This window comes from Pediococcus acidilactici (assembly GCF_016127815.1).
GTDB lineage: Bacteria > Bacillota > Bacilli > Lactobacillales > Lactobacillaceae > Pediococcus > Pediococcus acidilactici.
Genome location: NZ_CP066046.1, coordinates 372,735 through 396,363, shown reverse-complemented (window position 1 = coordinate 396,363; position 23,629 = coordinate 372,735). Strand labels below are relative to the sequence as shown.

The window sequence follows — 23,629 nt, the reverse complement described above, 5'->3', positions numbered from 1 at the left end:
TTTGAATGATGTTATTTGATTCTCACACTTATAATCATTTTAATATTTAGCCATAAGCGTGTCAATAAGTCTTTAGCGCCCAACGCTGATTAGTGCTAGCTTTGCGAAAGCTACGTACTCCCTTAAGGGTTTGGTAAATTATTAGTTTAAACAGGTCTTTTTCAATTACTGATAACGTAGAAAAAGAAGCTGAAACTATTCCAACTTCTTTTCTCCCCATAAATATTTACCTTTATTTCAAGTCTAATTCAGCTTGGTCGTCTTGTTTGCTATCTTCCTTAACTTCACTAGCTGGATCAGCTACCATCCCGTACGCTTCTCGAACCTTAGCCAATACCTCGGCACGGACATCTGGGTGATCTTCCATGTACTTCTTAGCATTTTCACGACCCTGTCCAATTCGTTCTTCACCATATGAGTACCAGGAACCGCTCTTGCCAACGATGTCTTTTTCTACGGCCATATCAATCATTTCGCCCGTTTGCGAAATTCCTTCACCATACATAATATCGACTTCTGCCCGCTTAAACGGAGGTGCTACCTTATTTTTAACTACTTTAATCTTAACCCGGTTACCAATTACGTCAGAACCGTCTTTGATTTGCTCAGCACGCCGAACTTCCAAACGAATGGTTGCGTAGAACTTCAAAGCCCGGCCACCCGGAGTGGTTTCGGGATTTCCAAACATAATTCCAACCTTTTCACGAATTTGGTTAATGAAAAGGGCGATTGTTTTAGTTTTATTAATTGAACCCGAAAGTTTCCGTAGCGCTTGAGACATCATCCGTGCTTGTAAACCAACGTGAGCATCGCCCATTTCACCGTCGATTTCAGCACGCGGTACTAAGGCCGCAACCGAATCAATAACTACTAAGTCAATGGCTCCACTTGAAACTAAAGCGTCCGCGATTGCCAAACCTTCTTCCCCAGTATCTGGTTGGGAAAGTAAGAGGTCGTCAATGTTAACTCCCAGATTAGTTGCATAAGCTGGATCCATTGCGTTTTCCGCGTCAATGTACGCAGCTGTTCCGCCTCGCTTTTGAACTTCGGCTACCGCGTGAAGCGCAACCGTAGTTTTCCCTGAACTTTCAGGACCGTAGATTTCAACAATCCGTCCTTTAGGATAACCACCTACACCTAACGCATCGTCTAGCGCTAGCGAACCGCTTGGAATGGTGGAAATTTGCGTATCAACCGCATCCCCCATCCGCATGATGGAACCTTTTCCAAAGTTTTTTTCAATTTTTTTAAGAGCTTTATTCAAAGCTTCTTTTCTTTCATCTGCCACTTAATTAATAACCTCCTAATGGGTCTTATATTGCACGTTTCCAGTTAAGGCTGACGCTTCTCGTTGATTAAAATTTAAAATTATCCCGAAGTCGCCCTTAACCATCTATACTAAATATAATACCTAGTAATCTCCAAAAAAGCAATCAAAAAGCGAACAAAAGTTCGATATTATTTAACCACTTGTTCCCAAATCATTCGAAAACCATTCATTACTGCTAAATGGCGGATTTTTTCCCGGTTACCGCTAAAATGGAATCCCTTAGCCACGGTACTTCCATCTGGCAACGCCAACCCAATCCATACGTCACCAGGCGCGTGTCCTTCTAATCCTTCAGGTCCCGCTACTCCAGTAAAGCTAATCGCTAGGTCCGTACCTAATTGCTTTTGTGCCCCGCGGGCCATCTCTTCAGCAACCGGACGACTTACCACCGTGTATTGAGCGATAGTTTCCGGACGAACCCCCAATAAACTAGTTTTTACTTCATCAGAATACGTTACAAAGCCTCCCGAAAATACTGCGGAAGTACCCGCTGTTTCTACTAATTGATTTTGGAAAGCACCACCAGTCAAACTTTCTGCTGCCGTTAACGTTAGTTTTCGTTTGATTAATTCTTGTACTACAAAATCTGAAAAAGCGACCTGTTCGCCTTCAGCATAGTAATAATCGCCTGCTCGAGCAAGGACTTCTGCCTTGGTTTTTTCTAACATTTGTTCTGCTTCATCTTTAGAATCCGCCTTCGCCGTTAGTCGGATGGTTACGTCAGTCGGTTTGAAGTATAACGCGATTGTAGGATTACTCTGTCGTCTGATCACGTCATCCACCCGGGTCGCCAAGTCGGCTTCCCCAACCCCTACGAAGTGTAACGTTTTGGATTGAATTGTTTTATCCAACGAGTACCGCTCTTTTAACAAAGGAAGCACTTCTTGATTAACCATTGGCTTAAATTCACTAGGCGGTCCTGGTAAAACCAAGTAATCGGTCGTCGGAGTAGTGGCAAACAAGCCAATCGCTAACCCGTTGGGATTTTGCACCGGACGACTCCCTTTTAATAACAACGCCTGCCGTTCATTATTGGGTGTGATGGGACGCCCCTGCTTAGTAAAGTGCTCGTGCACCTTTTCTAGCGCCCGGTCATCAACCACTAATTCTTCACCTAAAAACGCGGCCAACGTTGGTTTAGTAATATCATCTTCAGTCGGTCCTAATCCCCCAATGGTGATCACTAAGTCGCTGCGCTTACTGGCAATTTCCAGCGTTTCCTTCATGGTAGTTGAATTATCGCCCACCGTTGCTTGGTGATAAACGTCAATTCCTAGCTGGGCTAATTGCTGACTCAAATAAACGGCGTTAGTATCGGTGATTTCACCTAACAAAATCTCGGTACCAACTGAAATAATTTCCGCCTTCATCTATTAACTTCCTCCTCATTATATAATTACGCTAATCTTACTGCTTTATTTTAACTTTTTCAGCAAAAAAAGGCTGTTTCCAAACCTTCCGAAGCTAAACTGATTCGCTTCCGTTAGTTTTTCCACTAGCCTTTGTTTTAAAAAGAATCCGCAAAAATGGAGCGGTTTTGGTAAAAATAATCAATTCCAGAATAAATGGTAAAGAATAAGCATACGTAAAGTAAAACGGTTCCTGGTCCAAAATGCAAATAGTTTGCAAATAAGTTGTTCAATAGCAAGAAAATAATTGCAAACATTTGGGAAAAGGTTTTAATTTTACCAGGCATCGCCGCAGCTAAAACTTCCCCTTCGTTTTCTACAATAATCAATCGCAACCCACTAACTGCTAGTTCCCGGCACACAATGATGGCTACCACCCACGCCGGAGCCATTTTCATGGACACCAGGATGATGAACGCCGACATTACTAACATTTTATCCGCAATCGGATCAGCAAATTTGCCGAAATTAGTTACCAAATGTTGGCGCCGAGCAATTTGGCCGTCAAGAAAATCAGTGATGGAAGCTACCGCAAAAACCACGGCTCCCCAAATTTTAGTGATGGCAATCGGGGTGCCCAACCACCATACGCTCCCTCCGACTTCTGGCATAACGGTCAAGATGATAAAAATCGGAATTAAAATAATCCGAAAAACGGTTAGTTTATTTGGTAAGTTCATGTTTTCTCCTTTCTAATTAACGACAATGGTCACGCTCCGTACCGTGACTCCCGTAGCAGGATCAGGCATTTTACGTCCCCCGATACTACCCTTTAATCCAATTGTATTTCCAATTTTCAAAACGTATGTATAGCCCTTTTTCAACTTAAAGTGCTGGGTTTGGTGAGCTTCCATAACTCCTTGAGCAACGGTAGCCGCTTGGGGAGCCGTCGCTGTTAACGAATTCCAAGATTGGTTATCGCCAGTCTTGAGTTTAAGCGTGGTGTGTTTTTGTTCGTCCGGCAGGTCACCCGCAAATTATCTACACTGTCATTAACCTTTTCGATTTTCGGTTTTGTCGTGGTTTGCTTAGATTGCTTTTTAGCACTAGAGTGCGTAGACTTGGTTTTACTTGCATTAGTTTTATGATGGCTTTTTTTAGTTTTATCAATCACCGTCGGATTTTTTTGTGCGACTAATTGTGACGGATAACGGTTAGCCATCTCACTAAAGGCTGCCCAAACTAATAACCATATCACCCCAACTAAAATAATTCCCATCAACCACGGGTGCTGATGAATTAAGCCGCTCAGTACCGACGGCTTTTGTTGAAGTTCTTTTTGCGCACGGCTAGTAACTTCTCCATGAGTTCGTCGCCATTCCTTGATACTTTCGGGCTCATTTTCTAAATGACGGTTGCCCACTTCCACCCCTAGTAAATTCGCGTATTGCTTAATTAACGACTGGGTGTAATAGTCTCCTGGCAAATCATCATCTTCACCAGCTTCTAAAGCCATTAAATATCGTTTAGAAATTTGTAACTTTAGTTGAACTTCGTCAAGTGTCCAACCCTTTTTGAGACGGGCATCTTGCAACCGCATCCCAATTACTTTGTATTTTTTCGTCCCCATAAAAATACCCCAATTTATTTTAAATCAACACCCAGTATACCATTATTTTTGCCAGCCGCCGTCCACATAAATAGTCTGACCAGTTAAGTATGACGCCGTTTCGGCTAAAACAGTTTCCACTAGGTAGGCAATTTCGTCTGGTTTAGCAAACCGACCTACCGGGATTTCTTCACTGATTGCTTCAATTTCATCTTCCGCAAAGTTAGCGTTCATCTGTGTTTGAACTGCTCCTGGTGCAACCACGTTAACAGTAATCCCTAAGGAAGCCACCTCTTTAGCATAAGCATTTGCAAAACTGCTCATTGCCCCTTTTAACATGCTGTAAGGAACTTCCATGGCGCTGCCCACCGCCCCATAAACCGAGCCAATAAAGACAATTCGTCCGTGACCGCCTTCTGCCAGTTTAGAAACTAATTTTCTAATTACCAATAACGGAACTTTAAGGTGTTCTAACCATAAATTTTCTAACTGGGTACCGTCAAATTCATCGAACAACTGGTAGATCGTGGTTCCCTGTGCAAAAACAATCGCGTCCAAGCTAAAAATTTGCGCACCGATTTCCTCTGCCGCCGCTTCGTTTCGAAAATCTGCTTGAACCATTAGGAAGTCTTGTTTTGGGTATTGCCGCTGTAATTCTTGCACTAATTCTTCTACCGCCGCAGCGTGCTGGTGGTAATGTAAATATAAGGACCAGCCTTGTTTAGCTAATCGTCGACTAATTGCCATCCCAATGTTTCCACTCGCTCCACATACCAACGCAAACTTCATTTTCTCGCCTACTTAATTATTTTGGTTTAATTTCAAAACTACTAATTACTTGTTCACTAACGAATTGGCCTAGCGCTTCAATCACTTCTGTAAGGGAGATCTCCTTAAACATCTGCGCTTCGTCAAAGATAGTGGCATTGCCGTAAAGAGCCCCTTCAAAAGAATTAGCAATTGCTTCTAATGAATTCATCCGGGCAATGCACCGACCGTACATTTCTTTTTTAGCCAAAGCAAAATCTGCTGCCAGCTCCGGGGTATCGGTAAGTCCCTGACGCAAAATTTCCTTCAAGGCAGCTGCTAATTGTTGGGGATGGTCGCTGTCGCCACCCATCGTCAAAAATAATTCGTCCCGCTCGTTATTTAAATCATAACCGAAAGTATCGTCTAAAAGTCCTTCATCGTATAATTTTAAGTAATTTTTAGAAGAAGAGCTTAATAGTAAATATAAACCTAAATCTAAGGTCAATAAGTACTTTAAGCGTTCCAGTCCCGGAGCTAGTAGGTAACGATTATTTCGAATTCCCAACATTACCTTAGGACGGTTGGCCAGGCAAACTGCCGAGCTTTGCTCAACTACCGGAAGGATCTTCTGTTCAGCTTTTTGCAAATTAACCGGCTGAACAAATTCTGTAAACTGCTTTTGGCGCTGATTTTCTTCAACCCAGTCGACGACCGTTTGCGGATCTAAATTGCCAGTAACGAACAAGTGCATGTTTTGGGGATGGTAAAAGACCTGGTGGACCTTATACAGTAATTCAGGCGTAATCTGCGCAATTGAAGCGCTGGTTCCGGCAATGTCTTCACTTAACGCTTGTTTGGGAAATAGGTTACGCATCATTCCCATGTATAATTGCCAATCTACATCATCATTATACATCTGAATTTCTTGTCCAATGATCCCCTGCTCCTTAGCTACGGAAGCACTAGAAAAGTACGGATCCTGCACAAAATCTAGTAAAGTCGTCAAGTTCTCTTTCAGCCGGCTAGTTGCTGAAAATAAGTAGCTAGTCTTGCTATAGCTTGTAAACGCGTTCGAATCCGCTCCGTTTCGCGTAAAAATTTGAAAAGCGTCGTAGTCGGCTTTTTCAAATAGTTTATGCTCCAAAAAGTGCGCCGTTCCGGCTGGAATTTGTAGCTTTTGTTCCCCAACCCGAAAATTACGATCCATTGACCCCAAGTTAGTGGTAAAAACGGCGTACGTTTTTTGAAAATCCGCTTTAGGCAAAATATTAATTTGTAAGCCGTTAGCTAACGTTGCCGAAAATAATCGTTCGTCAAAAACCGAATATGCCTTTTCCTTTATTTGCATTAGTCATTATCCCCATTTAAGAAAAATTCCGCTCGTGGCTTGAGTTGCCGAGCAATCTCAACAATTTGGGTCGCCCCGACCCGGTCTAAATCATTTAACCATTGCTCAGCTGGGCGATGGAAACCAAGTAGATATTCGTTAAGCCCCCGACGGTGAATCGTACGTTGTAAGTCTAAACCAGCGAGGTAATCTGAACGCAGCCCAGCTTTAATGCTGGTTAAATCACTCTCGGTAAACTGTCCCGCTTGTAAATCTACAATTTGTTGTTGAATGATTTGCTTGGCCTGAGCGTAATTGCTTGCTTCAATTCCCGTTTGCACGGTTAAAAGTTCGTTATACAAATCTAAGCTGGAACTAGCATAGTATGCCAAGCTAGCTTTTTCCCGCACGTTAAGGAACAGCTTTGATTGTGGCGAGCCGCCAAAGAGCGCGTTAAAAACAACGGCAGCGTGAAAATTATCGCTCACCACCGTAGCTGGAATATCATAGGCCAAGTTCAACCGAGCTTGTTGAACTGCTTGATTTGCCACTCTATGACGCGGTTTTGGCAACGAATTAAACTTCGTAATTACCGATCCTAACTGAACTTTCCGCTCGGGTAATTCTAAAATTGCCAAATCTTCTAACACTTTTTGTTCATCGACGTCACCTGAAACACTAATATGTACTAAGTCATGACGCAGCATGGATAAATACGTGGCGTAGACTTGTTCGTTTTGTAAATTCTGCAAATCCGCCCGACGTCCGTAACTAGGGACCCCTTGAATCCGGTTTGCTCCAAAAGCCAACTTGCGAAGCTGCTGACTCGCCCAAAACTGCTTGTCTTCAGTAGCAGAATCCACGTAATTAATTAAATTAGTCTTTTGACGGGCAAACGTCTGCTCGTCAAAGCGCCCGTTACTAGCCAACGGGTGACTAATCACCTCGTTTAAGAATTCGATAGCCATCCGCACTAAGGACTGACCGCCCGTGTAGTGATCATTAGCCACCGTAATTGAAAATCCAATGTCATGGAGGTTGCCTTTTTTACCTGCCCCCACGCCAAAACTCGCCCCGTACATTGCTGACAGGGCGTGCGTAAATTGGATTTGGTTAACATAGCGCTGGGTGCTCGTCTCTAAAAGATTCGCCACCAGGGTTCGAGGAGCTAACTCCGCTACCGTTGCGTTTTTTAAAAAATGTACGTCAATCCGTACCGTTTTAAACTTCTTGCTTGGAACAATTAAAGCCTGAACTCCAGGCCGCATTTGTACGTCCAAAGATGACGCCTCCTACCTTTTCACATGCGATTAATAATAGCGAAAAAGCATTGAAATATCAATGCTTCTTCGCTTTTTTACTGCCTCATTCAATTAAAAAATTTGCCACCTAATTTACCTGCTTTATAAGTAATCCGATTTCTTTGCCTTAAGTTCCACTTACAAAATTGGTGCAATCATTCGGCTGGCTAGCTGGCGAAACTTCTTCCATCGTGATTGACTCGCAAAATACTGTTCATCGAGTTCACGAGCATCCTTAACGTCTTGTTTCATAATGGCGATCATTTTTTGCGCAACTTTTGCGTCGTAAATAAATGCATTTGCTTCAAAGTTTAGCTTGAAGGACCGGATGTCCCAATTTGCCGAACCCACACTAGTAATTGATTGGTCCACCACGATCGTCTTAGCGTGCATGAACCCCTTTTGGTACGCGAAAACTCGTGCTCCCGCTGCTAATAATTGCTTCGCGTAATATTCCGTCGCCCGATATACGAAGGGATGGTCTGGCATTTTAGGAATCACCATCCAAACCTGAATCCCCGAACGGAGCGCAATCAAGAGTGCTTCCATAAGTGCATCGTCAGGAATGAAGTACGGAGTCTCAATCCAAATCGAGTGTTTGGCTCCCATAATCATTTTAATGTAGCCCTGCTTAATCTTTTGAATGTCATTTTCTGGACCGCTGCTTACAATTTGCATAGGCAGCTTCTTTTCCAACGCGGTTTGCGGGAAATAATTCAAACTAAACGTTAACTTAGGATCGGTAACCGACGCGTTCCAATCCATAAAGAACCGACTTTGTAATTGTAACACGACCGAGCCGACCAACCGCAAGTGGGTATCACGCCAATTGCCAAAACGACGATTTTTGCCTAAGTACTGGTCTCCCACGTTAAACCCGCCAATGTACCCGATTGAACCGTCAATTACGACGATTTTGCGGTGATTACGAAAATTAATCCGAAAACTATAATAGCCAAATTTAGAGCGCATAAACGGGGTAACTTCTCCACCAGCAGCAATCAACGGCCGAAAGAACTTTTGCTTAGCTCCTTTTGAACCAAATAAATCGTACAGCACCCGGACCCGCACCCCTTCGCGCGCTTTTTTCACGAGAATCTCCCGTAACTGGTGCCCTAAGTCATCATCGTAAATGGTGAAGTATTCGATATTAATGTGATGTTGGGCACCCCTTAAATCTTGAAAAAGTTTTTTAAACTTAGCCTGGCCGTCGGTTAAAATTTGTAAATCATTTTGACTGGTCAAAATCGCGTCGTCCGTGTTTAAAAACATGGTTACTAAGTCATTTTCGAGGGTCGTAGACAGCGAAACCCGATTTTGGCTGCTTTGCTTTTGGTGATCCGCCATGTCACTAATTCCCAAATGCTTTTGCGCCTTTAAATTAAAAATTTGTCGCTGACTTAATTTCCAGCCAAAGAACAAATAAATAATCAAGCCAATTCCCGGTAACAACACAATTACCAGTAACCAGGCCCACGCGGCTGAAATGTCCCGTTTTTCCATTAACGCAATCCCAAAGGCAAACAATAAGTTCAATAAATATCCCACTACACTAGCTAAAAGCATGGCGCTTCCTCCCTTAACCCCTCTTTGTTCTTTCAGTGTATCAAAAAGGCTGGAAATCGCTAAATTTCCAGCCTGAATGCCATTACTTACCGAACCATTTCTGGTTAATTCGTTGTAACTCACCCGTTTTACGTAAGTGTTCAATTCCTTGGTCAATTTTTTGTTTGACCTCTTGATTGCCCTTTTTAATGCCCACCGCAAAATATTCGTTAGGCATGCCACTCTTAATCACCCGGTAGTCACCTGGATTTGGTAAATGCTGCAGGTAGTAATTTGCATAGACACTATCAATCAGCAAGCCCTGAATCCGGTCGGCCTTCAAGTCAATAAAAGCGTTGTTAAACGTATCATAAAGTACGGGGGTATGCTTTTTAATTCGCTGTTTCAAAAGTTTTGGGTAACGGTCAATGTCCTGGGCCCCAGACGAGCCGCTTTGAACCCCTAGTGTTTTACCAGTCATATCCTGTGGTGAGTGAATATGCTGACTTTTTTTCACTACCAATACCTGTTGATTGACCAAGTAGGGCTCGCTAAAGGTCATCGCTCGTTGCCGTTCATCGGTAATCGTCAATCCGTTCCAAATCAAATCGACGGTTTGGTTACGCAATTCAGTAACGTTCATCGACCAATCGATGGTTTGAAAATCGACCTTAATTCCATATTGCTTAAAAACGGCGCGGGCTAAATCAATATCGTATCCCGCCAGCTTCCCATTTTTCTGACGAAAGCCCATCGGCACGAAGCTATCATCCAAACCAATTACCACGTGGTGTTTAGCTTGAATACTTTTCCAGCTGCTTGGCTGGGGATTATTTTGGCCAGTTTTTCCGCACCCTGCTAATCCTGGAATTAATAGCGCACAGGCCATCACGAGTAAGCTAAATTTTACTAACTTTTTCATTTAATTCACCGGCTTTACAGTCAAAGTTTCGTCAGCAATTTTTTCAGCAAATTCAATGTCATGCGTGATGATGACTTGTGTAATTTGATTTTGTTTCAGGTCTAGAATCATCCGACTAACTTCATCCCGAAGTTCTGGATCAAGCGCTGAAGTTGGCTCATCGTAGCAAAGGATCCGGGGATTCATCGCCAATGCGCGGGCAATTGCCACCCGTTGCTTTTGGCCTCCCGAAAGCTGGTAGGGATATTGATTAATAATTTTAGCTAAGCTTAGTCGATTGATAATTTCTTCCACCCGTTGTAAAGCTTCTCGTTCACTAAGGTGCAACACGTTCATGGGTGCCAACGTAATGTTTTCAATTACCGATAAATTAGGAAATAGTTGAAAATCTTGGAAAACCACCCCGATGACGCTCTCACTGTCCCGCGTTTCAAACGGGTTAAACGGCTTACCATCTAATAGAAATGAACCCGAATCAATCTTTTCAAGCCCACTAATACACCTTAGCAAAGTAGTCTTTCCCGCTCCCGACGGCCCCACAATCGTTAAAATATGGCCATCTTGGATCTGCAGGTTTAAATTATCAATAATTGTCCGTCCGTTATAACTTTTAGAAATATTTTTTAATTCAAGCATATTGATTTCCCCCAATCCTAGCGAAAGTACGAATAGTGTTTTTCAACTTTACGTAAAAAGAAAGTGCAAATTCCGGTTAAAATCAAGTACATAATCCCGACCAGGATAAACGGAACCAAGGTAACGTCACGGGCCGCCGCTACGTTTCCTGCCCGGAGCAGGTCCCCAATCCCGATTACGTAAACTAGCGAAGAATCCTTAACCAGGTTAATTACTTCGTTACCAATCGATGGGAGGACAATTTTGGCTACCTGAGGCAAAACCACCTTTTTAGTTGTTTGCCAGTAGGTCATTTGCAAAACCCGGCCTGCTTCATACTGTCCCTTATCCACCGACTGCAACCCGCCCCGGAAGATTTCCGCAAAGTACGCTGCGTAATTTAGGATAAAGGCAAACAACGCCGCTTCGTAACGCGGAAAGACAATTCCTACGGTTGGTAGACCGTAAAAGACAAAAATTAATTGCAACAATAACGGAGTCCCCCGCATTAGCCAAACGTACGCGCTAATTATGTATTGCAACGGTTTGAATTTCGAAACCAGTCCTAGCGCTAAAAATACTCCCAAAATTAAAGAACCGATAATCGTCCAAATAAAAACTTGTAACGTCATCGCCGCTCCGGAAAGCAGCGAAGGCAATATTTCGCTAATGTATTGAATATTAAACATCTTTTCAACTCCCTTAGTATTAAAAAATCCCCTTAGACTAAATTGTCTAAGAGGACGAGTTAATCGCGGTTCCACCCCATTTTCGTTACTCGCTCGCGCAAAGTAACCTCACTAAGTTAAACACCTTTTATTGGTAAATGAGCTGTAATTACCCACGTTACCATTTCCAGTACAGTGGGAAGCCAAATCTACCGCGAAAATAAAAAAATCCCCTTAGGCCGTAGCCTAAGAGGACGAATTATCGCGGTTCCACCTCATATTTATCAACTGCTCGCGCAGTCAACCTCAGAAAGTTGCATTAACTTAAATGATAACGGAATTACCGGATAACCCTAGTTATTTTTCAGGCTATCAACTCACAGATGTGGTTCATCTACGGCTTCGCCTAGGCTTGCACCATTCCCTAGGTCGCTTTTCGAAGTAACGTAGACTACTCTTCTGATCATTGTCAAACATAAGTAAAATAATAGCAATTATTCTTTAAATGTCAAGCACTCCTTAACCAAAACTCCGATAATTAGTTCCCCGAGTCCGCCGAAAGAAGGTCTTGATTGGGTAATATAAAACCACGAAGAGTGCCAAATTTAAAATAATGGTTGGGAAAAACGAATACCCAATAAAAAAGCTTGCCGACACGTTTGCCAAATGAATCGCTTGGAAAACTGCGTAGAATAGCACGTTGTACAATGCCATTGCAAGCGTATCAAGCACCATCACGATCAAAAACGATGTATTGACGTATAAGCGAACTTCCCGCACAAACATGACCACTAACGGGATAATGAAGGTATTTACCCCAAAGACCCCCGTATAGTACCAGTCAAAGACGATTCCAATCACGAACGCCCATAACGTAAAATTAATCTGGGACTCTCCTTCAAAAAAGATTCCCATCACAAACCACATCAGCGTTAGGTTGCAAATCATCGAGTACGGATATTGAAATAGAACCGCCGAAAATATTTGGTTTAAGGCGCCGTCCAAAAAGAAGGTCCCAAATAAAATAATTGGAAAAAGATATTTAAGTTTTGCCGATTGTAACATATTTTCACCCTAATCTAGCTTAGCAATATAAACATCGTTAACGTTGCTCAACTTTGCAGCTGGCTTAATACGAATTTCATTTGCTAACCCATAATCTTCTTTTGAAACTTTTGCTACCTTCCCAACGTAGAGTCCCTTCGGGGTTACACCTCCCAGACCGGAAGTAATTACCTGACTACCAACCGCCACATCTTTATCTTCAGTAACTTGTCCCATAATGATTTCGTTGGTCTTTTTGTCATAGCCAGTAATAATTCCATTAACGTAATTTCCGTCTTTAGCCTGGACTTGGATCGCAAACCGGTTAGCCGATTCATTATTGTCGCTGATCAATTCTACTTTACTGGTTGAATAGTTAGCTTCCACTACCCGGCCAACTAAGCCATTTCCGGCAAGCACTGGTTGATTTTTCTTAACTCCGTTAGCCGTTCCCTTATTGACGGTTACTAGATCCTGCCACGAACTTGGTGAACGGGTCAGCACGATTGCTGGGGTTAAAGAATAATCCGTCATGGAGTTCTTCAACCCCACTAGTTGCTTTAATTCCCGATTTTCTTCCTTGAGGCTCTTGTTTTCAGCATGAGTCGCGCTTAATTTATCAATGTCTTGGCGCAATCGTTCATTTTCTTCGTAAGTTGCAACAAAGTTATTTAAGTTAGTCGATAACGTCTGCATACCGTGGGCAGGGATGGCGATCACCCGGCTAACGGCGCCAAAAAGGTCGTTTCCCAATTTTTGGACGGCCGGTGTCTTATCTTTCTTTCCCAATGCCAACGATCCCGTAATTAACCCTGCAGCAATAATTGCACAAATTACCGTTAACACTAGCTTTCGATTAGAAAAAAATTTATGCATGAGCTTTGAACCCCTTAATTAATCTCATTAAAATGACTTCATAAATTATAACACACAAAACGGCCAAACTAGCGCTAATTGAGATTGTTTAACAATCATTAAGAACTCGATTTTCCGCCGCACTCCAATAGGTTTGGTCACCCACAATCAGATGATCAATTAGCCGAATCCCCATTAAATCGCCAATTTTTTTCATCTTTTTAGTAAACGCCACGTCGTTCATGGAAGGCTCTACGTTTCCACTCGGATGGTTGTGTACCAAAATAAAACCGTTCGAGCTATACCGTAAAACTTCCGCCATAATTTCTCGTGGATGCACTTCGGCAGAGTTTAGCCCGCCTTTAAAAATTACCCGTTCCTGTTTAATTTGGTTTTTTGTGTCCAAACAAAGCAACACCAAGTGTTCTTGCGGATTTTTTTGAAAACGAGCTACCATCAAGTTCCCAATCTGCGCACTGCCCAACACCTTGCCTAATAGATGGATTGGTTGGCGTTGGACGCGGCGTCCTAACTCGATTGCGGCTTCTAGAGCTAACGACTCCGCTGGTAATTGCGAAAAAATCGTTTGCCGTTCTCGTTGGGTTAATAAACTATACCCCACTATATCGCCCACTTGATCCCAAAATTCTTGGGATAGCCGGTTAACCGCCTGCTCTTGACCGCAACAACTTAAAAACGCCCGCAATAATTCCGCGTTGGTCAAATTTTCTGCGCCAATTTTTGTAAGTTTTTCACGTGCGCCATCTTTTAATAACATTTTTACCACCTCTTAGATACAAAGTACCTAAAAAGCAGCTAATTATTTCTTAAACAACGGGCGAACTTCGGAAACGAAGTACAAGGATCCGGTGATGATCACGACGTCCCTTGGGTTGACCTGCTTAATCAATTGCCGTAACGCCGTTCGCCAGTTCGCTTCATAATTAATTTGCCGCGCTTCATTGGCTACGAGTTCTCCGGGTTGCACCACTTGCCGATGGAGCGGATTTTGAAAATTAGTTAACGTTAGTTGGGCGTTCGGAATCGTTAATAATTCATCAATCATCGGCTGAAATAGCTTATCATCAAGAATTGCCGCTAAGATATGGATGGTACGATCCTGCCAATAGGTTTGTAGCGACTGCTTTAACGCTTGTACCCCTGGTAGATTATGTGCTCCGTCAAGGACCACTAGCGGCTCTTGTTGCATGATTTCCATCCGACCAGGCCAGCGAGCCTGCAAGCTGGCTCTGCGAATCTGATCAGCGCTAAGTTTCCACCCCCGCTGTCGACTCAAGACTACCGCAGCTTGGATTGCTACGGCTAAATTTTTAAGTTGATAAACACCTAATAACCCGCTTTTTATATTTGAAACGTGGCAATCGTTGCTTTCGAAATCTGCAGGATCACCAGTTAACTTAAAATCATCATCCAGTATCATTAACGGTGCATGCTGCTCGTTAGCAACCCGTTTAATTACTGTTAACGCTTCTGGCGCTTGTACGCCAGTAACCACCGGAACGTGCGGTTTGATGATTCCCGCCTTTTGTTGGGCAATTTCCGGTAAAGTATTCCCTAAAAGTGCCATGTGGTCCCAGCCCACGTTTGTAATCACCGATACCAACGGAGTGAAGACGTTTGTGGAATCATACAACCCCCCAATTCCTACTTCTACCAAAACTACGTCAACCGGATGTTGCGCAAAGTATAAAAACATCATCGCGGTGACAATTTCAAACTCTAACGGACCACCCAATTCAGTTTGGTCCATTTTTTCCACCACCGGCCGTACTTGGGTAACTAAATGCACCACCGCTTCATCGCTAATTGGCTGACCATTAACCGCAATCCGCTCGTTAAAGCGGGTAATAAAGGGCGACGTAAAAGTCCCTACCTGACGACCTTCTTGGCCTAACAAACTAGTTAGAAAGGCGATCGTGGAACCTTTACCATTGGTTCCAGCAACGTGGACCGCCTGGATTTTAGTTTGGGGATTTCCTAATTCAGTTAAAAATTGTTGCATCCTTTTTAAGGTGGGCGCCTTTCTTAACCGGGGCCGCCCGTGAACAAATGCCAGCGCCTCTTCATAATTCATCCGCTCTCCTCCTTATCACGGTGCCATTAAAAAAGGCCGAGAAAAATCGCGTAATTTTTCTCAGCCTCTATTTTTCAAGTACTAACGGTTCTAATCGCTAATCTTAACGAGGTTGGGAAAGTTGGTTCCCATAACCTTAAAGTACTAATTTTTATTATTATTTTCCAGAACGGATATCTGCCAAACGACGACGAGTAGCCGCAAGCTTACCTTCGTAATCGGTCTTCTTGGTTCGCTGTTCTTCAACGACGGCTGCCGGAGCGTTATTAACAAATTTTTCGTTTTGAAGCTTCTTAACCACCCGGTTAACTTCTTGTTCGTACTTTTGCTCTTCTTTTTCCAGACGAGCAATTTCTTCGTCTAGGTCAACTAGTTCAGCTAGTGGAATGTAAATTTCACCATCGGTAATTACTGCCGACATGGAAAGCTTTGGCGCTTCGACAGTTGCCCCTAGTTCAAATTCTGCTGGATGGCAGAAGCGGTCAATGTAATCGCGATTTTCGTTAAACAACTTAACCAACGCTTCGTTATCCGTCTTGATTAAGAGGTCTACAGGACTAGACATTGGAGCTCCCGCTTCAGAACGAATGTTTCGAACCGCCTTAATCAATTCGATTAAGTGGCTCATTCCTTCTTCAGCAGCTTCGTCAGTTAATTCTGGATGACTAACTGGGTAAGCCGCCGTTACCAACGATTCACCTTCGTGTGGCATCGATAACCAAATCTTTTCAGTTACAAACGGCATTACTGGATGTAAAAGCCGCAAAGTTTGGTCTAGGACGTATGCCAATACGTTTTGGGTATTTACTTGAGCAGTTTGGTCGTCACCGTTGAGAATTTCCTTACTCATTTCGATGTACCAATCACAGAAATCATCCCAAATGAAGGTGTACAATGCCCGACCGGCTTCCCCGAAGTCGTAAACGTCAAAGAAGTGGGTAACTTGTTCCACCGTGTGGTTTAGGCGACTTAAAATCCAGCGGTCAGCAAGGTTAAGTTCGTTCAATGCTGGTAACTGTGGCTTATCAACTTGGTCTAAGTTCATAATTACGTAGCGGCTTGCGTTCCAAATCTTATTAATAAAGTTCCAAGCTGCATCCATCTTAGTGTAGCTAAACCGTAAATCTTGTCCCGCAGTAGAACCGTTAGAAAGGAACCAACGCAGTGCATCCGCACCATATTTATCAATTACGTCCATTGGGTCGATTCCGTTTCCTAGCGACTTACTCATCTTACGACCCTGTTCGTCACGGATTAATCCGTGCAACAATACGTCTTTAAACGGCCGCTTGCCGGTAAACTTCAAGCTTTGGAAGATCATCCGAGCAACCCAGAAGAAGATGATGTCATAGCCGGTTACCAACGTGCTAGTTGGGAAGTAGCGCTTAAAGTCTGCCGCGTTTTCGTCCGGCCAGCCCATCGTGGTAAATGGCCACAATGCACTAGAGAACCAAGTGTCTAGTACGTCGGGATCTTGTTCCCAGTTTTCAACATCTTTAGGAGCTTCTTCGCCTACGTAAACTTCGCCAGTTTCCTTGTGATACCAAGCTGGGATTTGGTGTCCCCACCACAATTGCCGGGAAATTACCCAATCGTGAGCATTTTCCATCCACTGCTTGAAGGTGTGTTCAAAACGTTCGGGGATGAAATTAACCTTGTCATCCGTATCTTGATTTGCTAAAGCCATCTTGGCAAGTTTATCCATTTTAACAAACCATTGCGTCGACAAACGGGATTCCACTTGTACACCCGTCCGTTCCGAATGACCCACACTGTGAACAATTGGGTCAATCTTAATCATGTAGCCCTGGTCTTCGAGGTCCTTAACCATCGCCTTGCGTGCTTCAAACCGGTCTAAGCCTTCGTACTTGCCCGCGTTCTCGTTCATTGAAGCATCGTCATTCATCGTGTTGATCCGTTCAAGGTTATGCCGGTTACCCACTTGGAAATCGTTAGGGTCGTGCGCAGGCGTAATCTTCACCATTCCAGTCCCAAACTCAGGATCCACGTACTGGTCAGCAATGATTGGGAGATGACGGCCTTGAAGCGGCAAAATAACTTCCTTGCCTACCAAGTCTTGGTAACGTTCGTCACTTGGGTGAACGGCAATGGCAACGTCCCCGAACATTGTTTCTGGCCGGGTTGTCGCAATTTCAATATAATTTTTCCCATTAAAAGTAAAATCAGGATCTGCGAAGAAGTACTTCACGTGGTAGAAAGCACCTTGGTCGTCTTGGTGCTCTACTTCGATATCTGAAAGTGCCGTCCGCGCCTGCGGATCCCAGTTAATAATGTATTCACCACGATAAATCAATCCTTCGTTATATAAAGTAACGAATACTTTCCGAACGGCCTTGGAAAGTCCTTCGTCAAGGGTAAAACGTTCCCGACCGTAGTCGAGCGAAAGCCCCATTTTAGCCCATTGTTGATGGATGGTGTCGGCATATTCATCTTTCCATTCCCATACCTTATCAATGAACTTGTCCCGTCCAAGATCATAACGGGAAACTCCTTGTTCACGCAGTTTAGCTTCCACCTTTGCTTGGGTAGCGATTCCGGCATGGTCCATTCCTGGTACCCAAACCGTATCATATCCTTGCATCCGTTTTTGCCGGATCAACATATCTTGTAACGTAGTATCCCAAGCATGACCTAAATGCAATTTTCCGGTAACGTTAGGAGGCGGAATTACAATTGAATATGGTTTTGCTTTTTTATCTCCATTAGGCTTAAATAAACCCTTTTCGACCCACTCTTGGTAGCGGCCCTGTTCGACCTTTTGAGGTTCGTACTTTGTCGACATCTCAACTTCTTTGGTCATCAAACTTCACTTCCCTTTCCAAAATAAAAAGCACTTTCTTCCTAAGAAATAGGACGAAAGTGCTTCGCGGTACCACCTAAATTGGGCATAACTGCCCCGCTTTGTCTTTGATAACGAACGTACTGTTCGATCTTTAAGTTCTGCGCCTTAAAGATTGGTTCATAAGCAACCCGATCTTCCGTGTTTAGAGACTTGCAGCCCCGTCCCCTCTCTGAAAAACACTGATGGAAAATCTCCTCTTAATCATCACCGTCAAAAATAATAATAAAGAATAAATCTTGGTACGTCAATTAAGTTTTTACATTTGTTTAATTACTTCTAGCGCAGCTTCGTAGTTTGGCTCAGAATGTAATTCAGGAACGATTTCCCGGTAAACGATTTTACCAGATGCATCAGCAATGAAAATACTCCGTGCTAAGTAACCAGCATTCGGAATGTATAATTTCATTTCATAACCAAACGACAATTCGTGATCTGAAAGAACTTCTAGGTTATTAACCCCTTCGGCAGCACACCAGTTTGCTTGATCTTGCGGTAAATTATTAGAAATCGTGACAAACCGAACTTCCGGATAGTTATCCGCCTGCTGGTTAAAGGCCTTTGTTTGAATGCTGCAAACTCGCGTATTCAAATCAGGCACCACGCTTAATAACAACGGTTTGCCAAGTAAATCACGCGTTTTTACTTTCGCGCCCTTTGCCGTAAAGACTTTAAACTTTGGTAATTGGTCGCCCACTTCTGGCGGGTTACCAACTAGTTCAACCTTTTGTCCACCACGTAATATTTCCATGACCTTACGCTCCTTTATTCTAACGACTAGTCAAAATGGATTGTTCTCCACTAACTTTGTCAGATAACTTAATTAGTCAATTAATCGAGGACTAAATTTCTCAATATCCACCGATATTTACGTTAACCTTATCCCAAAACACCCCAAATAGCAACTAATCAATTTAAGCTTAAAGAAGTTCTGCAAAAACTTCTTCATTCTGGTTCAAAAATTCTTCGCCAGCGTGGATGTTAGTAACTTGCACCCCGTCAAGAGCACGCTTCATCAAGCCTTCCACGTCAATCTTGCTTTCGTAATAGCGGGCTTTTTCTAAATCCGGACGCGTCTTTGGAGCTGGCGGAGCGAAAATGGTACAACAGTCCTCAAATGGCATAATTGATAAATCGTAGGTATCAATTTCCTTGGCAATTTCAATGATTTCGTTTTTATCCATCGAAACTACCGGTCGGATAATTGGCATGGTAGTTACGTCGTTTATCGCCATCATGCTTTCCATTGTTTGAGAAGCCACTTGGCCGAGCGACTCGCCGTTAAAAATAGCTAAGCCACCCCGCCTTTGTGCTAACGCCACGGTCAAACGAAGCATCATCCGCCGTTGGATCGTCATTAAGTAACCTTCCGGACACTTCTCCTTAATGGTTTCTTGAATTTCAGCAAACGGAACTTGCAAAAACTGAACGTTCCCGGAGTAAGCAGCTAATTTACCGCTTAGCTCCTTAGCTTTTGCAAGGGCTTGTTCACTCGTGTATGGCGGGCTAAAGAAATGAACCATTTCCATCTCAACGCCCCGTTTCATACCTAGATATGCGGCAACTGGCGAATCAATCCCCCCAGAAAGCATCATCATTCCCTTACCAGCCGTTCCCACTGGCAAACCGCCAGCTCCATCAATCACTTCGCTAGTTAGGAAGATTCCGTTTGAACGAATCTCCACTCGTAAAGTAATGTCAGGATTCTTCATTTTAACCTGACTTTCAGGAAAGTTTTCTAAAATGAATCCGCCTAGTTCCCGGTTCATCGTATCGGTATTGATGGGGAAGTCCTTATCTGAACGTCGGGTGTTAATCTTAAAAGTCATTTGGGGCTTTAACTGTTCTTTCATCATTGCTAGCGCGCCTTCTTGAACAGCTTCCATTGATTTTTCAACTTTTAACATTGGTGATAAATTTTGAATTCCAAAAACCCGTTTCAAGCGGGCAATTACTGCCGCACTGCTCGCCCCGTTTAAAGTAACGTGGGTGCGGTCCCGATTAGGGTGGACCACCACTTGTTCAAAGTCTTTTAAACTTTTACGAATGTTACCGCCTAAGCGGGCGATAAAATCTTTTCGGTTTTTTCCCTTTGTAGATAGCTCGCCGTAGCGAACCATAATTTCCGTATATTCCATAAAAACTCCTATCTAAGCATTTTGATTAATTTTAGAAAAGTCTTGGTACAACTGGTCGAAAACTTTATTAAAGCGTTCAGCTTCTTCCATAGTGTTAGCACTGTCTAAACTGACCCGCACCGCACTAGTGGAAATCTGTTGATCAACGTTCATGGCCGTCAAGGTACTAGAAGCTTGTTGTTTTTTAGAAGAGCAAGCACTCGTCGTCGAGATGTAAATGTCGTGGCTTTCAAACGCGTGAACAATTGTTTCCCCCCGGACTCCCTTAATCGCAAAGCACAGGATGTGGGGCGCAAAGCCAGCATCACATTTCGAAAAGGCGACTACTTTGTCAAAGCTAGTGACGTGATCATAAATAGCCTGTTTTACTTGAGCTTGGTGCGCAACTTTTTGCTTTTCGTCAGTTAGTAACAACCGCAAAGCCTTGGCCATCGCTGCAATTGCTGGTAAATTTTCGGTACCGCTGCGTAAATTCTTTTCTTGTCCGCCACCAGTCATTAACGGCGCAATTCGCCGACCTTGCCGCGCGTAGATAAAGCCGACGCCTCGCGGAGCGTGGAATTTATGTCCCGAGAAAGTGACAAAGTCTACCCGATCGTTCATGATGGCCGATTGAATTCCCTTACCGATTCCTTGGACTGCATCCACATGAAAATGAATTTTAGGGTAATCCTTCAACACTTCGGCAACTTCGGTGAGCGGTTGTACCGTACCAATTTCATTGTTAACCGCCATGATTGAAACCAAAATTGTATCCGGCCGAATCGCATCCTTCAAATCTTGGATACTAATCCGTCCTTCGTCATCTACGGGTAAATAAGTAACGTCAAAGCCGAGTTGCTCTAATTGAGCCATCGTATTTTGGACCGCCGGATGTTCCACCGTAGTGGTAATCAGGTGTTTTCCGTAAGCACGTTTTTCGATTGCCGTTCCCTTAATCACCCAGTTGTCGCCTTCTGTACCTCCGCTGGTAAAGAAGATCTCGTGTGGCTGCACGTTTAACAAGTCCGCAATTTGTTTACGTGATTGTTCAAGCAAATTAAACGCAGTTTCACCCATGTTGTGTAAACTAGAAGGGTTTCCCCAAATCTGATTGCTAACCTTTTGGTAAGTTTCTAAGACTGTTTTATCAACTTGCGTAGTTGCACTATTGTCAAAGTAAATCATTTTCCTCATCCCTAACTTAAAATCCCGCTTAATCACATTCCATTATTCTACTTACAAATGGGAAGCGTGTCAAAATTTTACCATTTTCAAAACCAGTTAAAATTCTACCTAATTTTGAAAAAAAATTCCATCCCCATTACATAAAACAGAGGCCGAGAAAAAATTTCCCAGCCTCCGTTGCCGCTTTTTAATTGTGGAACCTTGATCCCTATATCAGTTAACCTAATATTTCTAGATTAATATTCCGTTTTCTTTTGTTGGTAGTAGTTTTCCGTAATATTCTCGATTGCTCCCGGTTCAACCTTGTCCAACGCCTTCGAAATTACTGAAAGGCTTTCGTTGTAACGGTGGTCTTTATCAAAAAGCTTTTGCGCTTGTTGACTGGCTGCCGCAACCTCTTCATCAGTATGCCGGTAACGGTTAGCATATTGGATGGCCGCCTCACTAATTGCAGCATCATCGGTTAAATCAGAAGTCTTCTTAATCAAGGTTTGGATGTCGGTGCTAACCATGTCTAATTCGCGGTTAATCATCCCCATATTGATCCGGACTTGATTCATATCACTGCCAACTTTTTCGATTTCGTCGCTAACCACAAAGAAGTAATCCATGTAGCCTTCTGGAATACCAGGTAAGTTGAGCGTTTCGACGTGCCGTTTAATGTTATGAATTTCATTGTCGTATTGTTGCAAACGCGTCCGTGCGTCCTTTTCACTATCGACCATTTCCTGTAATTCACTATTCAAGGCTGCCTGCCGGTCTTCAATTTCAGTTAGCTGTTCATTTTCTTCCTTTAGCCGTTCTACGATTTCGGAATAAACCACCGGTTGGTTAGTAATGCGTTCCGTGTCCCGGTCGTGTTCATTGCGAATGTCGTTTAATTGGCCCTCTAGAACTTGACCAAGGTTTAGCTGATCATCGTTTAAAACGTAGCTTTGGTCTAGCCGAGCAATTTCAGAAAGGAGCACTTTATTTTGTTTTTCAGCATGATCAAGGAATCGAGTAATTACGTTGAAGTTGTGCTCTACAGATTTACGAGCGTCAATTTCGGTTTGTAAAATGTCGTATAATTCATCAATTCGAATTTCAATCGCCTTGTTATTAGCTCGCACAGCATCCAACCGTAAATTGCTAAGGGTTTCCAAATTATCATTAATCTTGGCTTTAATTGCCTTGATTTCGTCCTTAACCGTGTCATTTTCAAAAGCGTAGTTATGATTAATTAACTGGTCATAGCCATCGCGAACTTCTTCGATTTGTGAAGGAAATAAGTTGGTTAATTCATCGTATAACGAAGGAATTGCCTTAATTTCTGCTTCAATTTCAGAAGTGCTGGCCTTTAATTTCTTAAGTTGACCTTCGGCTTTTTCGTGATCCCCAGCATCCACGGTCTGGTTAAACGTATCGAAATCGTCGTTTAACCGGGATAGCTTTTCTTCAAGCAAATCAATGCTTGGTCCCAGAGATAGGTTTTGGTCAAGCAGTTGCTTGCCAATCTCTTGGTACTTCATCCGGAGGACCTTAACCGCATCACGTTGTTCTTGATCAATTCGTTGGATATTATCCAATTGGTCATTCAAACGCTTGGTTTCCTCTTCAATCGCATCGAGAGTCTCACTAACCGTCGTAATATCTTTCCGCGCCTCAAATATCTTCATATCATTAATATTTTGACGTGAATGGTTAGCGATATCTTCAACTTCGGGCAAGCGGTGATCAATGATTTCTTGGTAGTCATTGCGGATGTTATCTAAGCCGACCGCAGACGATCCGGTTAAGTTCATTGAAGATACTTCCATTAACTTCTGGCGGATCGGTGATTCGCTAATATCCGCCTTGCGGTTTAACAGTTCATCGACCTGTTTTAGTAAATAACGTTGATATGCAACAATCCCGAGGTAAACTAAAATCGCTACCACGATGACTGAAATCAATACTATGATCATATCTAAAATCCCATCCTTCTTGCTTCACTCAATTCCTTTATGAAAAACTTGCTTTTTAAGATTCTTCAATTTAGAATTTAATCCATTATAAATTATAGCATACCCTAT

Annotated in this window: 21 protein-coding genes and 2 other annotated features; all 21 genes read right to left on the bottom strand. The window is 43.0% G+C overall.

All coding sequences use genetic code 11. The annotated features are described in order from the left end of the window. Positions 1-232: 232 nt before the first annotated feature. The 21 genes from recA to ezrA all read right to left on the bottom strand — a co-directional run bounded on the left by recA (position 233) and on the right by ezrA (position 23,521). Positions 233-1,288, bottom strand: a complete 1,056-nt coding sequence (gene recA / locus I6H64_RS01975) for a recombinase RecA (RefSeq protein WP_002832084.1) — start codon at positions 1,286-1,288, stop codon at positions 233-235. Positions 1,289-1,458: 170 nt separating this feature from the next. Continuing rightward, positions 1,459-2,700 (bottom strand): competence/damage-inducible protein A, encoded by a 1,242-nt coding sequence (locus I6H64_RS01970; protein ID WP_008841152.1) that lies wholly within the window; start codon positions 2,698-2,700, stop codon positions 1,459-1,461. A gap of 137 nt (positions 2,701-2,837) precedes the next feature. Beyond that, positions 2,838-3,419 carry a CDP-diacylglycerol--glycerol-3-phosphate 3-phosphatidyltransferase gene (pgsA, locus tag I6H64_RS01965; RefSeq protein ID WP_004165430.1) on the bottom strand — a complete coding sequence of 194 codons (582 nt, stop codon included), beginning with the start codon at positions 3,417-3,419 and terminating at the stop codon, positions 2,838-2,840. A gap of 12 nt (positions 3,420-3,431) precedes the next feature. Continuing rightward, positions 3,432-3,593: a hypothetical protein gene (locus I6H64_RS10075; protein WP_008841149.1), complete on the bottom strand. Its 162-nt coding sequence runs from the start codon at positions 3,591-3,593 to the stop codon at positions 3,432-3,434. 41 nt (positions 3,594-3,634) lie between these two features. Next, on the bottom strand, positions 3,635-4,309 hold the full coding sequence (locus tag I6H64_RS01960; protein ID WP_008841148.1) for a helix-turn-helix domain-containing protein: 675 nt from the start codon (positions 4,307-4,309) through the stop codon (positions 3,635-3,637). Between the two features lie 42 nt (positions 4,310-4,351). Continuing rightward, entirely contained in the window at positions 4,352-5,077 is a 726-nt protein-coding gene (ymfI, locus tag I6H64_RS01955) for an elongation factor P 5-aminopentanone reductase (protein ID WP_008841147.1), read from the bottom strand. 16 nt (positions 5,078-5,093) lie between these two features. Next, positions 5,094-6,386, bottom strand: a complete 1,293-nt coding sequence (gene yfmH / locus I6H64_RS01950) for an EF-P 5-aminopentanol modification-associated protein YfmH (protein WP_008841146.1) — start codon at positions 6,384-6,386, stop codon at positions 5,094-5,096. Then, positions 6,386-7,645, bottom strand: coding sequence for an EF-P 5-aminopentanol modification-associated protein YfmF (gene yfmF, locus I6H64_RS01945; RefSeq protein ID WP_024863033.1), 1,260 nt, complete (start codon positions 7,643-7,645; stop codon positions 6,386-6,388). Before yfmF ends, yfmH begins: the two co-directional genes overlap by 1 nt. 159 nt (positions 7,646-7,804) lie before the next feature. Then, the gene (cls, locus tag I6H64_RS01940) at positions 7,805-9,232 is read right to left on the bottom strand and encodes a cardiolipin synthase (protein ID WP_024863032.1); all 1,428 of its coding nucleotides are present in this window, start codon (positions 9,230-9,232) and stop codon (positions 7,805-7,807) included. An 82-nt stretch (positions 9,233-9,314) separates the two neighbouring features. Continuing rightward, positions 9,315-10,133 carry an amino acid ABC transporter substrate-binding protein gene (locus tag I6H64_RS01935; RefSeq protein WP_008841143.1) on the bottom strand — a complete coding sequence of 273 codons (819 nt, stop codon included), beginning with the start codon at positions 10,131-10,133 and terminating at the stop codon, positions 9,315-9,317. Next, positions 10,134-10,769, bottom strand: coding sequence for an amino acid ABC transporter ATP-binding protein (locus tag I6H64_RS01930; protein WP_008841142.1), 636 nt, complete (start codon positions 10,767-10,769; stop codon positions 10,134-10,136). A 17-nt stretch (positions 10,770-10,786) separates the two neighbouring features. Then, complete coding sequence (locus I6H64_RS01925; RefSeq protein ID WP_004165442.1) at positions 10,787-11,437, bottom strand: amino acid ABC transporter permease; 651 nt, start codon at positions 11,435-11,437, stop codon at positions 10,787-10,789. Positions 11,438-11,663: 226 nt separating this feature from the next. Then, positions 11,664-11,892: a binding site (T-box leader), on the bottom strand. A gap of 43 nt (positions 11,893-11,935) precedes the next feature. Next, on the bottom strand, positions 11,936-12,481 hold the full coding sequence (mreD, locus tag I6H64_RS01920) for a rod shape-determining protein MreD (protein ID WP_002832096.1): 546 nt from the start codon (positions 12,479-12,481) through the stop codon (positions 11,936-11,938). 9 nt (positions 12,482-12,490) lie between these two features. Continuing rightward, positions 12,491-13,336: a rod shape-determining protein MreC gene (mreC, locus tag I6H64_RS01915; protein ID WP_002832097.1), complete on the bottom strand. Its 846-nt coding sequence runs from the start codon at positions 13,334-13,336 to the stop codon at positions 12,491-12,493. Positions 13,337-13,424: 88 nt separating this feature from the next. Further along, entirely contained in the window at positions 13,425-14,093 is a 669-nt protein-coding gene (radC, locus tag I6H64_RS01910; protein ID WP_002832098.1) for a RadC family protein, read from the bottom strand. Between the two features lie 42 nt (positions 14,094-14,135). Next, positions 14,136-15,410 carry a bifunctional folylpolyglutamate synthase/dihydrofolate synthase gene (locus tag I6H64_RS01905; protein ID WP_008841141.1) on the bottom strand — a complete coding sequence of 425 codons (1,275 nt, stop codon included), beginning with the start codon at positions 15,408-15,410 and terminating at the stop codon, positions 14,136-14,138. Between the two features lie 157 nt (positions 15,411-15,567). Further along, a complete protein-coding gene (locus tag I6H64_RS01900; RefSeq protein WP_008841140.1) occupies positions 15,568-18,231 on the bottom strand; it encodes a valine--tRNA ligase in 2,664 nt (887 codons plus the stop codon). Between the two features lie 46 nt (positions 18,232-18,277). Next, positions 18,278-18,487: a binding site (T-box leader), on the bottom strand. Between the two features lie 42 nt (positions 18,488-18,529). Then, complete coding sequence (gene tpx / locus I6H64_RS01895; RefSeq protein ID WP_002832101.1) at positions 18,530-19,021, bottom strand: thiol peroxidase; 492 nt, start codon at positions 19,019-19,021, stop codon at positions 18,530-18,532. A gap of 169 nt (positions 19,022-19,190) precedes the next feature. After that, on the bottom strand, positions 19,191-20,408 hold the full coding sequence (thiI, locus tag I6H64_RS01890; RefSeq protein WP_005917661.1) for a tRNA uracil 4-sulfurtransferase ThiI: 1,218 nt from the start codon (positions 20,406-20,408) through the stop codon (positions 19,191-19,193). 12 nt (positions 20,409-20,420) lie between these two features. Continuing rightward, positions 20,421-21,575, bottom strand: coding sequence for a cysteine desulfurase family protein (locus I6H64_RS01885; protein WP_002832103.1), 1,155 nt, complete (start codon positions 21,573-21,575; stop codon positions 20,421-20,423). Positions 21,576-21,811: 236 nt separating this feature from the next. After that, complete coding sequence (ezrA, locus tag I6H64_RS01880; RefSeq protein WP_002832104.1) at positions 21,812-23,521, bottom strand: septation ring formation regulator EzrA; 1,710 nt, start codon at positions 23,519-23,521, stop codon at positions 21,812-21,814. Between the last annotated feature and the right edge of the window lie 108 nt (positions 23,522-23,629).

Coding starts and splice junctions, on each gene's coding strand:
- I6H64_RS01970 (WP_008841152.1), bottom strand. CDS start 2,700: ATGAAGGCGGAAATTATTTCAGTTGGTACCGAGATTTTGTTAGGTGAA.
- pgsA (WP_004165430.1), bottom strand. CDS start 3,419: ATGAACTTACCAAATAAACTAACCGTTTTTCGGATTATTTTAATTCCG.
- I6H64_RS10075 (WP_008841149.1), bottom strand. CDS start 3,593: ATGGAAGCTCACCAAACCCAGCACTTTAAGTTGAAAAAGGGCTATACA.
- I6H64_RS01960 (WP_008841148.1), bottom strand. CDS start 4,309: ATGGGGACGAAAAAATACAAAGTAATTGGGATGCGGTTGCAAGATGCC.
- ymfI (WP_008841147.1), bottom strand. CDS start 5,077: ATGAAGTTTGCGTTGGTATGTGGAGCGAGTGGAAACATTGGGATGGCA.
- yfmH (WP_008841146.1), bottom strand. CDS start 6,386: ATGCAAATAAAGGAAAAGGCATATTCGGTTTTTGACGAACGATTATTT.
- cls (WP_024863032.1), bottom strand. CDS start 9,232: ATGCTTTTAGCTAGTGTAGTGGGATATTTATTGAACTTATTGTTTGCC.
- I6H64_RS01935 (WP_008841143.1), bottom strand. CDS start 10,133: ATGAAAAAGTTAGTAAAATTTAGCTTACTCGTGATGGCCTGTGCGCTA.
- I6H64_RS01930 (WP_008841142.1), bottom strand. CDS start 10,769: ATGCTTGAATTAAAAAATATTTCTAAAAGTTATAACGGACGGACAATT.
- I6H64_RS01925 (WP_004165442.1), bottom strand. CDS start 11,437: ATGTTTAATATTCAATACATTAGCGAAATATTGCCTTCGCTGCTTTCC.
- mreD (WP_002832096.1), bottom strand. CDS start 12,481: ATGTTACAATCGGCAAAACTTAAATATCTTTTTCCAATTATTTTATTT.
- mreC (WP_002832097.1), bottom strand. CDS start 13,336: ATGCATAAATTTTTTTCTAATCGAAAGCTAGTGTTAACGGTAATTTGT.
- radC (WP_002832098.1), bottom strand. CDS start 14,093: ATGTTATTAAAAGATGGCGCACGTGAAAAACTTACAAAAATTGGCGCA.
- I6H64_RS01905 (WP_008841141.1), bottom strand. CDS start 15,410: ATGAATTATGAAGAGGCGCTGGCATTTGTTCACGGGCGGCCCCGGTTA.
- I6H64_RS01900 (WP_008841140.1), bottom strand. CDS start 18,231: ATGACCAAAGAAGTTGAGATGTCGACAAAGTACGAACCTCAAAAGGTC.
- tpx (WP_002832101.1), bottom strand. CDS start 19,021: ATGGAAATATTACGTGGTGGACAAAAGGTTGAACTAGTTGGTAACCCG.
- thiI (WP_005917661.1), bottom strand. CDS start 20,408: ATGGAATATACGGAAATTATGGTTCGCTACGGCGAGCTATCTACAAAG.
- I6H64_RS01885 (WP_002832103.1), bottom strand. CDS start 21,575: ATGATTTACTTTGACAATAGTGCAACTACGCAAGTTGATAAAACAGTC.
- ezrA (WP_002832104.1), bottom strand. CDS start 23,521: ATGATCATAGTATTGATTTCAGTCATCGTGGTAGCGATTTTAGTTTAC.